This is a genomic window from Gilvibacter sp. (assembly GCF_965601605.1).
Taxonomy (GTDB): Bacteria; Bacteroidota; Bacteroidia; order Flavobacteriales; family Flavobacteriaceae; genus Gilvibacter.
On the sequence record NZ_CBFCWJ010000017.1, the window covers coordinates 132,584 to 147,483 of the forward strand.

Below are 14,900 nucleotides of genomic sequence, written 5' to 3' on the forward strand. Positions count from 1 at the left end.
GTTAATCATAGAATTTGTTTAACTTTTGCCTTCGTGCCGAAGAATGATCGATATATTTGACAGCTAAACTACCTACAATGAAAAAGCTCCTTTTACTCCTCTTTTTCTGTCTTTCATACGCTGGTTGGTCCCAAACCATTCTAATGCAAGATGGAACGTTCAATACCTGTGTTGGAAACTTTACAGATTCTGGAGGAACCGTTGGTGCCTACGCGAATAATGAAGACTTTACGATAACCTTATGTTCTGATATTCCTGGCCTTGGAATTGAATTGGATTTTACTGCATTCAATTTGGCCACGGGAGACTTCATGGAAATCTATGATGGGCCTACAACGGCCTCACCATTGATCGGAACATTTACAGGCGCGGCAAGCCCAGGTTTTGTTGAGGCCTCTGATCCATCGGGTTGTTTGACGATTCGTTTTGTATCCGACGCAGTCATCTTTGGAGCTGGTTGGAATGCTAACATATCATGTTGCCAATTGGTGACCGCAGTATTTGACAGCTCGGTACCCGCAGATGTTGCTGGGGTTATTGTTGCTGATCCACTTGATAATATCACTTTTAACGGTAGTGGAATCTTTGGAGTAGATGGTACGGGAGCTACCTATACTTGGGATTTTGGAGATGGAACTACAGATACAGGGACCACGGTTAATCACGCCTATGCAACCAGTGGAATATATTTTGTCAATTTAACGGTTACCGATGCCACAGGCTGTTCGAGTTCAAATGATATAGGGGTCCAATGTATAATTGGAAACGGAGATCTCGAAGCCATGATGGTCGGAGACGTCGCCTTTGCGCGCGGATCCTATATGGAAGTAGGTGTAGTTGAGAACGGGGTGTTCGGAGCACCCGCAGGACTAGCGCCGCCTTTCTTTCACGATCCACGTGATGTTGCCAACAATCTCTTCGGATATATTGCAAATCCACAACGAGACAACTGGGTCGATTATGACGGATGTTACTTTACTCCGGGATCGCCTGAGGAAGGCTTTGCTATAGAAATCGATGGTATTGCCTATAATAATAACCGAGCTTCTACAGGTTCGCCACCACCTATTTTTGACATTCCAGGTTCGATTACGTCGGCCTCTATTGAGTCAGATCCTTGTAGTGGGGAATTGGCAGTGATCAATTGGTCGGGGCAGATTGATGATATTCAAATTGACCGTCGAATTATTGTAACGGGCTTTGGTCTGTTTATTCAGATGGAAACCATTTTGACCAATGTGGGCGCTACTCCTAAAAACGATATTTTCTGGATGCACAATGTAGATCCAGATAACAACCAATCCATTAATGGTAATTTCGTCACAGATAATGAGATCATTGCACAGGCTGCCCCTGGACAACCTTTGGCCTTTGTTTGTGCTTTCCAAGATCCTTTGGCAGCTTCTGAGCCAGATGCCGATGGGTCTAACGTGTGTTTTTATGCTCGAGATGAGCGCTCACGGGTGACCTTTGGAGGATTTGCAAACCGTGATCCTTCTGATGTTTGGAACGGAATTGGGTTTACACAAACGGAGGGAGCAACAAATACTGCGGATGAGGCAATCTCTATAGCCGTTAACGTTGGAACCTTAAATCCGGGAGAATCTGAATCCTTTGTGTACTACTACACCTTTGCAGATTTCACAGGATCGGGAGTAATTACTACTCCAACTTTGATCCGATTCACTGGAACCAATCCAACAGTTTGTGGTGGTGATGACGGTTTCATCAATATTTCCAACTTAGTACCTTCTACTACCTATGATATTACCTATGAAGATGACGGTGTTCCGGTAGGACCTATCAGTCTAACCTCAGACGTATTAGGAAATATTTTGATCACTGGCTTAGACGCCGGGGTTTATGACGCATTCGCGTTGACCAATGCTTTAGGGTGTGATTTTATGGCAGACGATGTAGTTACGCTCGTAGATCCAGGTGCCCCAGTTTATACAGTATCAGCGACTCAACCAACAGGTTGTACAGCAGATGGTATTCTTACATTTACTGGATTAAATCCATCCACAACATATGAGGTAACTTATACTTTAGACGGTGTCGTGGTTGGCCCAGTTAATTATACAACAGATGCAGCTGGTGAATTTACAATCACTGGGTTGGATCAAGGAACTTATACCACAATCAACGTTTCTTTAGGTGGTTGTGACGCTTTTGATGGTGGAACGTATATTCTGGCATATCCTGGCTTTGCCTTTACAGTTTCAACCTCTGACCCACCAACCTGTGCGCCAGATGGTACTCTGACCATTTCTGGATTGAATCCGGGTGAAACTTATGATATTACCTATACCGTAGACGGTGTCGTGGTTGGTCCAGTAAGCTATACAACGGATGGTGCTGGAAACATCATTATTACCGGATTGGCGGAAGGAACTTATACTAACGTTACCGTAGAGCAAGGTGCTTGTTCTATCGTTGACCCAGGACCATATACGATTACCTATCCACCTCTAACTTTTACGGTAACTACCACAGATTTGATCCTTTGTGATTCTGATGGGGTTATCACTTTAAGCGGATTGGATCCGTCAACAACCTATAACGTTACTTACACTGTAGATGGTGTGGTGGTTGGTCCAGCACCTTTTACATCTGATGCAGCTGGAGATATCATCATTGGAACTTTAGACAGTGGAACTTATACGGATATTACCGTTGAGTCTTCACCGTGTATTACGGTTGACCCAGGACCTTACGTCCTGAGTGATCCTATTTTGACTCCTGCAGTAAGTGTTTCTGACTCCACGATTTGTGGTCCAGGAGGTACCATTACCATTACAGGCTTAACTGCTGGTTTCAACTATAGCGTTGGATATACACTTGATGGAACGCCTATTGCGGCGGCTGTGTTTACTGCAGACGCAACCGGTACGGTTACCGTTGGCGGTGTGCTCGCGGGGACTGTGACGGATGTTACCATTACACTCAACGACTGTACTGAAGTAATTCCAGGACCGTTTGTGATCAATAACCCACCAGATCCTGTTCCTGTGGATCCAGAGCCATTTGTACTTTGTGACACAGGTGTTGCTGATGGATTCACCGAATTTGATTTAACCGTCAAGATCCCTGAGATCACAGCTGGCGATACAGATCTTGCAGTGAGTTTCCATTTAACACTTGCGGATGCTGATACAGGAACGGCGCCGTTGCCAACGCTTTATACCAATATTTCAAATCCACAGACCATTTTTGTTCGTGTGGAATCGGTTACGACAGGCTGTTATGCAACAACTTCAATGGAGTTGGAAGTGCTTGACGCACCAACGGCTATTACGCCAACTCCTTTAGAATACTGTGATCCTGATAATGACGGATTTGGTGTGTTTACTTTAGAGGATGCCACTCTTGAGATCACTGGCGGTGCACCGGATGTGATCGTGACTTATCATGAAACTTTAGCGGATGCTACCAATGGCGTTTTACCATTAGTTAGTCCGTATAACAATATTGTATTTGGAACTCAAACAGTATACGCTCGCGTTGAAAATGCTGTGACTACAGGAGACTCATGTTTCAATATTGTCGAGTTAGTACTCATCGTACTAGACACGCCTCAGATCGTTGATCCCGAACCACTTTTAGCTTGCGACGACAACGACGACGGCATTGTGGTGTTTGACTTGACGGTGAAAGATCCGGAGATCTTGGACGGTTTGGATCCTGCGGATTACACGGTAGAATATTATGAGGATGCGGCCTTTACTTCGCTGATCGCTCCGGCTACAGCCTATACGAACTTGACCAACCCACAGACGGTCTTTGTTTTGGTGACGGACAACACGAATATGTGCAGCTCTACCACCACTTTAGAGCTGATTGTAAACTTCCCACCGCGGGTATTCCCACCGACTCCTTTGGAGCTGTGTGATGTGAACAATCCGGGCGACGAGGTTGAGGAGTTTGACTTGGAGCTGGCCACGGCAGAGATCACGGGCGGAGACACTTCTTTGATTGTGACCTACCACGAGACTGCAGCCGATGCCGATGCGGGAGACAACCCACTGACGAGTCCTTACACCAATACGAGCAACCCGCAGACGATCTTTGTACGGGTAGAAGACCCAGACACGGGCTGTTTTGTGAGTGATGTGGTGACCTTAGACTTACGAGTAAACCCACAACCGAGTCCCACCCCAGATCCCACACCGATTGAGATCTGTGATGCGGACAACGACGGTTTTGTAGACAGTTTTATACTGACTGATAGAGACATTGAGATCATCAACGGCGAGCCGGATGTGGTGGTGAGCTACCACGAGACCCTGGCAGATGCCGAGGCGGATCTGTTCCCACTGGTATCTCCTTATGCGAACATTGTGGCCTACAGCCAGATTGTCTACGCCAGAGTAGAGAACACCCTGACGGGCTGCTTTGCCATCGTAGAGTTGGAGCTGATTGTACTGAACTCTCCAGAGCTGCCATTAGAGATCGAAGACTTTGTGATCTGTGATGATGACGACGACGGCATCGCAGTGTTTGATCTAACGACGAAGGATCCAGAGATCTACGGCACGCAAGACCCAGCGACGCTGGATCTGAGCTACCACTTGAGCGAGGCAGATGCCTTGGCCGGAGTGATGCCAATCGTAACGCCAACGGCCTTTGTCAATACGACCAACCCACAGACGATCTGGGTACGCTTGTTTGATCCGCTAACGGGCTGCGCGAGTGTGGGCAGCTTTGAGCTGATTGTAAGCTTGCCACCGGTGATTGCCGCCCCGGGCGATCTGGATGCCTTGGAGCGTTGTGATGACGAGACGGCAGACGGTTTTGCAAGCTTTGATCTGACTCAGGCAGAGGACGACATTACCCTAGGCGCACCAGGCTTACTGGTACAGTACTATACCACAGAGACAGACGCACAAAACGATACGGATGCGATAGACCCAGCGACGGACTACACCAACACGGTGAACCCACAGACGATCTGGGTTCGAGTGACGGACGGCGACACGGGCTGTGTCTCGTTCACGACCTTAACGATAAGAGTATTGCCTAACCCATCTCCGAACACGAACCCCGATCCGATCGAGGTGTGTGATGAAGTGACGGTAGGTGACGGGATAGAGGTGATCGATCTGACCCAAAGAGAGGCAGAGATCATCGGCGGAGAACCAGGGGTATCGGCCAGTTACTATGAAACTGAGGCTGATGCACAGGCGGGCGACCCACTGTTGGCCATCCCAGACCCAACGGCCTACAGCAATACCGAGACGCCACAGATCATCTGGGTACGCATTACCAACGACACCACAGGCTGCTTCACATTAGTAGAGTTGCCGATTATTGTCCACCCATTACCGGAGACGCCAGAGGTGAGTGATTACATCATCTGTGAGTTGGCTACCGACGGCGTGGCGACCTTTGATCTGAACACGAAGATCCCAGAGATCTTAGGGGGACAAGATCCAACGGACTTGGTTATCACCTTCCACGAGGTGGAGGCCGACGCTGATGCAGGCATCAATGCGATTGCCACACCCGAGGCCTTTGTGAATGTGACCAATCCACAGACGATCTATGTACGCATTACCAATACGGTGACGGGCTGTTACTCGGCCACGCAGAGCTTTAACATCGAGGTTAGAGAAGGCGCCACGGCCACCGCGCCAGCAGCAGTGTACCGCATTTGTGATAATGTAGGCGATGGCACGGACGGTATTGGGGAGTTCACCCTCTCTACGCAAGATGCCGAGATACTCAATGGACAAGATCCGGTGATCTATGTAGTGAGCTACCACGAAAACGAGGTGGATGCCACCACGGGAGACAATGCACTACCGGACAGCTACATCAATACGAGCAACCCGCAAGTGATCTGGGCACGGGTGACCAATACGGACACGGACTGTTTTGCCATCACTACAGTGACCTTGGAGGTGTCACCACTGCCGGTGATCACCTTGGAGGACAGCTACAGACTGTGTGTGGATGAATTTGGTAACCCAATCCAGAACGAGTTTGGAGAGTCATCACCACCAGTGATCAACACGGGCTTAAGTGATCTGGACTACACTTTTGAGTGGTTCTTAAACGGCAATCCATTGCCGGAGACCACGGCGAGCATCGTGGCCAGAGCAGGAGGCACCTATACGGTGATCGCTACGGAGACCACCAGCGGACTGGGCTGTAGTGCGGAGGCCTCGACTACGGTGACGGTATCCTCACCACCGACGAGCTTCAGTGCCGAGGTGATCAGCAACGCCTTTGCAGACGATCATCAGATCCAGGCGGAGGCAACAGGGCTGGGAGTGTACTTCTTCCAATTGGATGACGGACCGCTTCAGGAGAGTGGACTGTTCACCAATGTGACTCCGGGAGATCACATCGTGACCATCGTGGATCAGAACGGCTGTGGAAGCGTGAGCATACCGGTAGGAGTGATTGACTATCCGCTGTTCTTCACCCCGAACCAAGACGGCTTCCACGACACCTGGAACATCATAGGAATCGCCAGTAACCCTACGGCAAAAATTTATATATTTGACAGATTTGGAAAGTTACTCAAGCAGCTGAGTCCACTGGGTCCAGGATGGGACGGAACCTACAACGGTAACCCAATGCCATCAAGTGATTACTGGTTCCAAGTGATCTATGACGAAGACGAAATTGAAAAAGAATTTAGAGGACACTTTACCTTAAAAAGATAATTGCATGAACTTGAAGAAATTATCCCCGATTATTGCCCTACTTGTATGTGGTATAATGAATGCACAGGAAGGAATACCTGTGTACTCAGATTACCTTTCAGATAATCTATATCTACTGCATCCATCTATGGCTGGGGCTGCAAACAGCAACCAGATTAGACTATCGGCTAGACAGCAATGGTTTGATCAAAATGATGCGCCGAACTTACAAACTTTGGCCTTTAATGCTAGATTGGGGGATCAGTCGGGAATTGGAGCAATCTTGTTCAACGACCAAAACGGTTTCCACTCTCAGACTGGAGGATATCTGACCTATGCTCACCACATTATGTTTTCAAGATCTCCCGTAGATCTGAATCAACTCTCGTTTGGTTTGAGTGCTGGTTTGGTGCAGTCTTCTTTAGATGAGACTAATTTTGACTTGAATGACTTTGACCCAGTAATTGCGGGTATTATTCAGAGTACGTCTTACTTTAATGTAGATGTTGGAGCGTCTTATAACTTCTTGGATTTTTCAGCGCACTTTACTGTAAAGAACTTGATTTTTAGAAATAGAGGATTGTTCTCAGAAGAGTTTGAATCAGCAAATCAGAGACGTTACTTACTATCTGCAGCATATACGTTTTCTACGCGTTACAGTGGATGGACCTTTGAACCGTCTACCTTGTTTCAGCTTACTGAGCGCACTGGAGAGAAGTTTATTGACTTAAACTTCAAGGCTTATAAGGAACTTGACTTTGGTACTGTTTGGGGTGCCTTGTCTTACCGCAGAAGTTTTGACGGTGCGGAGTTCTTAGACGGAGTGAATATTGGTGATCAGAAGTTGCAGTTGGTTACTCCTATTGTTGGGGTGAACTACGGGCAGTGGATGTTCGCTTACACCTACTCTTACCAAATCGGAACGGTGCGATTTGATACCGGTGGATTCCACCAGATCACCTTAGGATTTGACTTTGGAAAACGCAGAGAGGAATACGATTGTAATTGTCCTGCGATTAACTAATAAAAAAGCCCCGATGATTCGGGGCTTTTTCTTTTTCTAGCTTGTTGTAACTAGCGTTCCCAAGTGTAATTTTTCTTTTCTGCCTGCTTTTTAATGGCTTCTAGCATAGCGTTACCTAAGCCGTTTGTTCCTTCTTCTTTTTGCTTCTCTGCAATGAATAAGCGGCGTTTTTCATTGAGCTTTTGAATCTCCTTTTGAATCTCAGCTCTGACCGCTGCTTGCTCAGCAACATAAGCTTTGATCTCTTCTGGAGTTTTCCCTTTCAGCTCTTCCGGAAGGTATTCTTCCTCTAATTCTTCCAGTTCGAAATCCTCATCAGCTTCAATGGCATCAACAAGGTCCCAAGAAGTATTCTTATACATTCCACTTCCCTTGCTTACTGTTCTGCTCACTGCGTTAGCCTTTCCGTAAGATTCTGCATTGCTGTCTTGAACAGCTTGCTGTTCAGCCTTAGCATATCCAATCGCGCCATAGCGCACATAGGTATTGTTAAGCTTAAGGTTGAGTTGTAAGATCACATCGTCATAAGGCGATGCAATATGCACGGTACGTTGATTGTGGTCAATAGCCATATAATCTCCGTAAGTCAAATCCGCTCCGTCTTTCCACTTAGTGTGAACTCCTTGATTGAAGTCTCCGCAGAAAATAGTGTTCACGACTACTCCTTTTTCCTTGGCGTCTTGAGCGGCGTCCACGTAGTTTACAGTTCCTTGAGTAAAGGGTTCGTTTCCGGCAATGAATACCATTTTAAGATCGTCTCCATCTTTACCCCAATTCAATTGGTTTAAGGAAGTCTGTACCACTTGTCCGCAGTACTCACTACCTCCATTAGTACTTAAAGAAAAAAGCTCTTTAGATACTTCATCTAAGTCATTGGTAAAGTTGAGTACCTGTCTGATATGTCCTTCTTGACTCGGTAAGCCATCATTACCATATTCGTAAAGCGCAATTTGCAAGTTCGGTTGTACTGATTTGCAACGCGCATAAGAAAGTTCATTGACAATTTCCCAAAGTTGAGCCTTGGCTTGGTCAATAAGACCGTCCATGGAATTACTGGTGTCTAATAAAAGGGCTACTTTAATAAAGTGCTTATTGGGATTGTTGGTGGCAGGTGCAGTAGTGGCGACGGCCAGATCCTTCTCATTATCGCTTACTTCACCTTTGCAAGAGGGCAGTAATGTCATGCCCAGAATACAGCTTGCTATCAAAATTCGTTTCATGTCGATATTTTTTATTTTACTGAGGTAAAACTAGCGGGATGGGTCTGAAAGAAAAAGTCAGAATGAGGCAACCATGCCAACCGTTTAGGGAACTTCACTCTGGTTTTAGGCAAGTGGTCAATTTTGGCCTAATATTAGCATTTATGGTAACTGAGCGGTTTTCTTTACTGCTTAAAAAAGCCTAAGTTTACATCACTATGCAAGCTCGATACACATATCTATTGCTTATACTATTACTGTTTGGATTCGCTCCGATGGGCCTAGCTCAGGTCGATGCCGATAGTGGTGGTCGAACGCGCCTGCAACCCCGCGAGAGTTTTATGCTCAAGGGAAGCATCTTTGATGATGAGCTGCTCGAGCCAATTAGCAATGCAAATATTGAGATATCGGGAGGTGCTTACACCACTACAGATGCTGCAGGAGACTTTAGTATTCGGGCTCGAATTGGGGATCAACTCATTGTGACCAGTGATGCTTTTGAGACTGTATATTATGAAATTCAAGACGATCAGTCTGTTCGGATTTTGGTCAAAAAAGCGCCGGGTACAGAAAATGATGAAGTAAGTCAGAAGAAGTTATCTTCTAGAAAGAAAGAATACACCAATGTGTTTCCTAAGTATATTGATTCTGCTAAAAGTTATTTAAAACAAGACGCCAAGAAGAGTATTGAGTTTGTGACCCAAGCTTTGGAGTCTACTCGTGATCAGCGCCCAACTTCGGCCCAAAATGGAATTGCCTTTGAGACCTTGGGAGACATTAACGACTATTGGTTGCAACACGATCTGGCGGTGGAGAATTACAAAAGTAGTCTGCGCAGTCTTCCTAAAACAGAAGTAGAAATAAAGCTGGCGCGTACCTATCGTAATAACAAGAATCATCAAGAGAGCCTACAGGCCTATCAGCAGCTGTTGGAAAAGGATCTGACCAACTATCAAACTGTACAGGTCTATGAAGGGCTGGGCGATACCTATATCGCCATAGGAGACCTAGAAAACGCAGTTGACAATTACCAACGCGGTCTGCAAGTTGCCAAAGATCATTTGATCACCCCAAAGATCACCAATCTTAATTCAAAAATTGGAGAAGCATACGCCGCAGCGGGTTCTCCAGCAATTGCAAACGATTATTTTGAAAGCTCTTTGGAATTAGCAGCAGATGAAAGCGAAGTGCGTTCTGTAAAAGAGCAAAGCAAGGTGGCTGATTTTTACAACGCCAACCGGGACTTTGACAAAGAGATCAAGCTGCGTACAGAGACGCTCAATATGTTGGATTCTATTGACCTTTCTACCATTACGGCAGCGGATGATGTAGTGGAAGACTTAACTCCGCAACGTCAGAATTACAAAATAGCCAATGCTTTAGTCGCTCAGGACAATTATCAAGCGGCAATTCCTTACTTAGAGAAAAGTATTGCCCAGGCGGACGCCAGTGGTGATCTCGTGGTCCAAAAAGACGCTACTAGAAAACTATCTGAGGTATTCCGAGATCTGGGCATGGCAGAGAAGTCTGCGAGCAGTTATGAGAATTATGTAGCTGTGGTAGATGAGCTCTATCGCAGAAAAGAGCAGGAGCTTTCTCAAGCCGCACGTTTCAGTCGTGATATTGCCTTGAAACAAAACCGTATTACCAGTTTGGAAAATGAGCGACAACTCAACGAGTCGCGCTATAAATTGGCTTTTGAGAATCAAGAACTCATCGAAAAGAACAACAAGGTTCAAAAGTGGATCATTGCCTCCCTTGTAGCCTTAGCTGTCTTGCTTCTGGCCATGGCTTATTTCTTAAACAAAGGCATTCGTCAGCAGAAATACGCCAACAACCTTTTGGCGTTAAAATCGTTGCGTACCCAGATGAATCCGCATTTTATTTTCAATGCCTTGAATTCTGTAAACAGTTTTATAGCCAGTAGTGACGAGCGCACTGCCAATAAATATCTATCTGATTTTTCCAGGCTGATGCGTTCCGTGCTAGAGAACAGCGAGGAGGATTTTATTCCGCTCTCTAAAGAGATCGACCTGCTGAGTATTTACACCAAATTAGAGCACTTTCGTTTTAAAGACAAGTTTGACTATGAGATCATCTTGGATGAAAAACTTCACGTAGACGACTTTGTGATTCCGCCAATGCTGCTGCAGCCCTATATTGAGAATGCGGTATGGCACGGCCTGCGTTATAAAGAGACAAAAGGCAAATTGGAAGTGCGTTTTGATCAAACGGATTCAGAGACCATCACCATTACCATCACCGATGATGGAATAGGACGTCAAAAATCTAAAGAGCTCAAAACAGCCAATCAGAAAAAACAGCAATCTAAAGGAATGGGTAATATCAAAAAACGTATCCAGATCCTGAATCAAATGTATAAAGACAAGGTGGACGTCACTGTGAGTGATCTGCAAACAGACGGCAGCGGTACACGTGTAAGCCTTATTGTAAAGAAAGACCAATGATCTTAAAAGCCATCATCGTAGAAGACGAAGAAACCAGCCGGGAAATTCTAAGAAACTACCTCAAAAAATACTGTCCTAGTGTGGAACTGGTAGGGGAGGCAGCTGGAATTGAAGAAGGCCTGACCTTGATTCGCAATAATAGTCTGGATCTGGTATTCTTGGATGTGGAAATGCCTTATGGGAACGCTTTTGATCTTTTGGACAAGGTAGGCGATAGAACCTTTGAGACTGTTTTTGTGACGGCCTATGATCACTACGCCATAGATGCTCTTAATGCACACGCTTCTTACTATTTGCTTAAGCCAATCTCTATTGATGAGCTCATCAAGGCTGTGGACTATGTTACAGAAATCAAACAGCAAGAAGAGCGACTGCAAGATCAGGTTTTGGTGCCCTCATCTAAACAAGTTCAAGGGAAGATCACTATTCCGCTTCAATCGGGCTTTGAGGTTTTGGCTGTAGATGATATTCTCTATTGTCAGGCCGATGATAATTATACACAGATCTATTTAGAGAAAGGCAAGAAACTGGTCAGTAAAACCCTAAAATACTTTGAAGATATCCTAGCCGATCAAGGCTTTGCCAGAATTCACAAATCCTATTTGGTCAATGTCAATGCCGTAGTTGCCTACAATAAAGGCAAGGGTGGGAGTGTAGTTTTGAGCAACGGAAAAGAACTCTTGGTCTCCGCCGCGAAGAAATCCGCCTTACTCTCTTACTTTAAATAACGAAGCATGCATATTTTACCCGTTCGCGGTATTCATCCGCAGATCCCTGAAGACTGTTTTATAGCACCCAATGCAACCATAGTTGGAGAAGTTACTATGGGCCCTCGGTGCAGTGTTTGGTTTAACGCGGTACTTAGAGGTGATGTACATTATATCAGGATCGGAGAACAGGTCAATATTCAAGACGGAGCAGTAATCCATGCAACCTATAAAAAGTCTCCGACCACCATTGGCAATAATGTTTCCATTGGCCATAACTCAATTGTTCACGGCTGTACCATTCACGATAATGTCCTGGTTGGTATGGGCAGTATAATTATGGACGATTGTGTGGTGGAGTCGGGTAGTATCATTGCTGCCGGAGCTGTTCTAACCAAAAACACTCATGTTCCTGCTGGAAGTATTTTTGCGGGTATGCCAGCAAAAAAGATCAAATCAGTTAGTCCAGAGCTTTCTTCTGGGGAGATCGATCGGATAGCCAATAATTATGTGAAGTACGCTTCTTGGTTTAAAGATCCGGATCAGAAATCTTTATAGCTGATGTTTTTCGGAGCGGAATGGTCTTCCAAAATCTTTGAGATCACCTCAGGGTCACCATTGGTATAAAACTGATGGTATGGCTTTTCATGCTTATAACTCAGAGAGTGTTCTTCTAGAATCCGTTGGGTTTGACGTGCAACGGCTTCCCCGCTATCAATAATCTTTACCTCTTCATTCAACAAGGTTTTGATCTTAGGAATCAAATACGGATAGTGGCTACAACCTAATACCAAATGATCAATATTTGCTGCTTTCATTGGAGCTAGGTATTTCATCAAAAGTGATTTCATCTCTGGACTGTCGATTTGATCGCTTTCAATAAGCTCAACCAAGCCCGTTCCAATGACCTCAATAACTTCAACGTCTTTCGCAAAGGTCTCTGAGGTCTTTGCAAACAGCGCGCTGCTCAAAGTGCCTTGTGTGGCAAGGATGCCCACGCTCTTGGTGCGCGTTTGGAGTGCAGCGGGTTTTATGGCGGGTTCTATCCCAATAAAGGGAAGCTCATAATTGCTCCGCAGATAATCAATAGCATTGGTGGTTGCGGTATTACAGGCCACCACAATGATCTTTGCGCCTGCTGCAATAAGAAACTCCGTATTCTTAATGCATAGGGCTAAAATCGCTTCTTTGGGCTTTTTGCCATAGGGTGCGTTCTTACTATCGGCTAAATACAAACTATGCTCATAGGGCATTTGGGCTTCAATAGCACGCCAGATGGAAGTGCCGCCAACACCAGAATCAAATATGCCAATAGGTCCTTTGAGCTTCATGTGCTAAAAATAAAAAACTGCCTCCGGGATTCCGAAGGCAGTTTTGAAAAGTTTTGAGAAAGTATGGATTAGATTCCCATCTCTTTCTTTACAGCATCCAATAGGTCTGGACCATCACAAAGGATAACTCCGTTTCCTACTGCACAATCCAATACGTATTGGTAACCTTGTGCACGAGCCACTTTTTGGATGGCTGCACGCGCTTTTTCCAACAGTGGAGTCATAAGGTCAACTTCTTTTTGTTGAAGGTCCTTAAGTGCGTTTTGCTGATATTCTTGAATTTTCTTCTGCATGTCCTGAACCTCTTTAGAGCGACGGATGTTCTCATCATCGGTCTTGCTCTCAGCTTCAGCATTATATTGCTTCATTTTAGCTTCCCACTCCTGAGCCATGGTTTTGATCTCAGCATCGTAAGTGGCTTGCAACTTCTTTAATTGGTTTTGTGCGTCAACCATGCTCGGCATAGCTTCAACCAACTTTTGGGTGTCAATATGGGCAGTCTTAGCCACATCTTGCGCCTGCACAAATCCGGTAGCTCCAACAAACAACACCAACGCTACGCATAAAGATTTCAAATGTTTCATTGTAATTGTATTAATGTTTATAAGTATTATAGATTATCAATTTTGTTTGAGTTATAGGCCTCCGCCATCGTCATCGTCACCGTCATTATTTCGGCGAGCAGCACGTGCTGCATCGATGCTATCTTTTCTAGCTTGACGCTCCGCTAACAAACGTGCACGCTTTGCATCAAATTCTGCTTTCTTAGCAGCGCGAACTGAATCACGAACTCGTTTGCGCTCTGCTAAAAGTGTTTCTCTTTCTGTCTTCTGAGCGGCAGCAGCTGCAGCACGTTCAGCGTTCTTGGCTTCGATCTCTTGCTCTTTAGCAGTCACTACTGCATCTTCTTCTGCAGAAAGTGCCTCACGAGCTTCAATCTCTTCTTTGTCCTTTTTAGACGTTGCTTGAGTACGTTTTGCCGCTCTGTTGATGGCGCGTACCACTTGATCACTAATATCGTTGCGCTCCGCAGCGAATAGCATCACAATGTCTGCAGACTTGTCAAAGATGAAATCGTATTTTTTAGCCTGTGCGATCTCCTGAACTATGTTGAAGACCTGATCTTGCACGGGTTGTACCAATTGTCTGCGTTGGATGGCCAAATCGCCATTTGGTCCAAATCGCTTTTGTTGGTAATCCAATACTTCATCTTGCTTGAGTTGAATCTCTTCTTCGCGTTCTTCAATGAGTTCCTTAGTAAGTAAAACACGTTCGTTACTAAGGTCCACCTTCATTTGATCAACCTCTGCCAATCTTTTTTCAATGTCCTTTTTCCACTGTTGAACTTTATTGTCCAATTGCAGGGAAGCCTCTTGGTATTCCGGAACGTTTTCCAGAATGTATTCCATATCGATATAACCGATGCGCGCTCCGCGTTGCGCATAGCTCAAGCTGCCGATCATTAGGGCAGATACCAAGAGAATTAATTTTAATCGCATAGTCTTAGTCAGTTGAGTA

At 45.4% G+C, this 14,900-nt stretch carries 9 protein-coding genes; 5 read left to right on the forward strand and 4 right to left on the reverse strand.

Annotated elements, in window-relative coordinates; genetic code table 11:
• Positions 1 to 77: 77 nt before the first annotated feature.
• Positions 78 to 6,674, forward strand: a complete 6,597-nt coding sequence (locus ACSLP7_RS04725) for a T9SS type B sorting domain-containing protein (protein WP_435578248.1) — start codon at positions 78 to 80, stop codon at positions 6,672 to 6,674.
• A gap of 4 nt (positions 6,675 to 6,678) precedes the next feature.
• Positions 6,679 to 7,677, forward strand: coding sequence for a PorP/SprF family type IX secretion system membrane protein (locus tag ACSLP7_RS04730; RefSeq protein ID WP_272832975.1), 999 nt, complete (start codon positions 6,679 to 6,681; stop codon positions 7,675 to 7,677).
• A 50-nt stretch (positions 7,678 to 7,727) separates the two neighbouring features.
• On the opposite strand, the gene ACSLP7_RS04735 is transcribed toward ACSLP7_RS04730, so the two are convergent.
• Entirely contained in the window at positions 7,728 to 8,897 is a 1,170-nt protein-coding gene (locus ACSLP7_RS04735) for a vWA domain-containing protein (protein WP_435578249.1), read from the reverse strand.
• A gap of 197 nt (positions 8,898 to 9,094) precedes the next feature.
• Here ACSLP7_RS04735 and ACSLP7_RS04740 point away from each other — a divergent pair, with 197 nt between their 5' ends.
• The 3 genes from ACSLP7_RS04740 to ACSLP7_RS04750 are packed head-to-tail and all read left to right on the forward strand — an operon-like array spanning position 9,095 to position 12,609.
• A complete protein-coding gene (locus tag ACSLP7_RS04740) occupies positions 9,095 to 11,344 on the forward strand; it encodes a histidine kinase (RefSeq protein WP_435578250.1) in 2,250 nt (749 codons plus the stop codon).
• Positions 11,341 to 12,072, forward strand: coding sequence for a LytR/AlgR family response regulator transcription factor (locus ACSLP7_RS04745; protein ID WP_435578251.1), 732 nt, complete (start codon positions 11,341 to 11,343; stop codon positions 12,070 to 12,072). Before ACSLP7_RS04740 ends, ACSLP7_RS04745 begins: the two co-directional genes overlap by 4 nt.
• A gap of 6 nt (positions 12,073 to 12,078) precedes the next feature.
• Positions 12,079 to 12,609 (forward strand): gamma carbonic anhydrase family protein, encoded by a 531-nt coding sequence (locus ACSLP7_RS04750; RefSeq protein ID WP_435578252.1) that lies wholly within the window; start codon positions 12,079 to 12,081, stop codon positions 12,607 to 12,609.
• Here the strand turns inward: ACSLP7_RS04750 and murI are convergent.
• The 3 genes from murI to ACSLP7_RS04765 form a co-directional block, all read right to left on the reverse strand.
• Positions 12,594 to 13,382, reverse strand: coding sequence for a glutamate racemase (gene murI / locus ACSLP7_RS04755; protein WP_435578253.1), 789 nt, complete (start codon positions 13,380 to 13,382; stop codon positions 12,594 to 12,596). The two genes, ACSLP7_RS04750 and murI, sit on opposite strands and share 16 nt — an antisense overlap.
• 68 nt (positions 13,383 to 13,450) lie before the next feature.
• Complete coding sequence (locus ACSLP7_RS04760) at positions 13,451 to 13,966, reverse strand: OmpH family outer membrane protein (protein WP_272832969.1); 516 nt, start codon at positions 13,964 to 13,966, stop codon at positions 13,451 to 13,453.
• A 51-nt stretch (positions 13,967 to 14,017) separates the two neighbouring features.
• Positions 14,018 to 14,881, reverse strand: a complete 864-nt coding sequence (locus tag ACSLP7_RS04765; protein WP_272832968.1) for an OmpH family outer membrane protein — start codon at positions 14,879 to 14,881, stop codon at positions 14,018 to 14,020.
• Positions 14,882 to 14,900 lie beyond the last annotated feature (19 nt).

Bases quoted from the DNA above. Each gene is read 5' to 3' on its own strand.
- ACSLP7_RS04725 (WP_435578248.1), top strand. From the start codon at position 78: ATGAAAAAGCTCCTTTTACTCCTCTTTTTCTGTCTTTCATACGCTGGT.
- ACSLP7_RS04730 (WP_272832975.1), top strand. From the start codon at position 6,679: ATGAACTTGAAGAAATTATCCCCGATTATTGCCCTACTTGTATGTGGT.
- ACSLP7_RS04735 (WP_435578249.1), bottom strand. From the start codon at position 8,897: ATGAAACGAATTTTGATAGCAAGCTGTATTCTGGGCATGACATTACTG.
- ACSLP7_RS04740 (WP_435578250.1), top strand. From the start codon at position 9,095: ATGCAAGCTCGATACACATATCTATTGCTTATACTATTACTGTTTGGA.
- ACSLP7_RS04745 (WP_435578251.1), top strand. From the start codon at position 11,341: ATGATCTTAAAAGCCATCATCGTAGAAGACGAAGAAACCAGCCGGGAA.
- ACSLP7_RS04750 (WP_435578252.1), top strand. From the start codon at position 12,079: ATGCATATTTTACCCGTTCGCGGTATTCATCCGCAGATCCCTGAAGAC.
- murI (WP_435578253.1), bottom strand. From the start codon at position 13,382: ATGAAGCTCAAAGGACCTATTGGCATATTTGATTCTGGTGTTGGCGGC.
- ACSLP7_RS04760 (WP_272832969.1), bottom strand. From the start codon at position 13,966: ATGAAACATTTGAAATCTTTATGCGTAGCGTTGGTGTTGTTTGTTGGA.
- ACSLP7_RS04765 (WP_272832968.1), bottom strand. From the start codon at position 14,881: ATGCGATTAAAATTAATTCTCTTGGTATCTGCCCTAATGATCGGCAGC.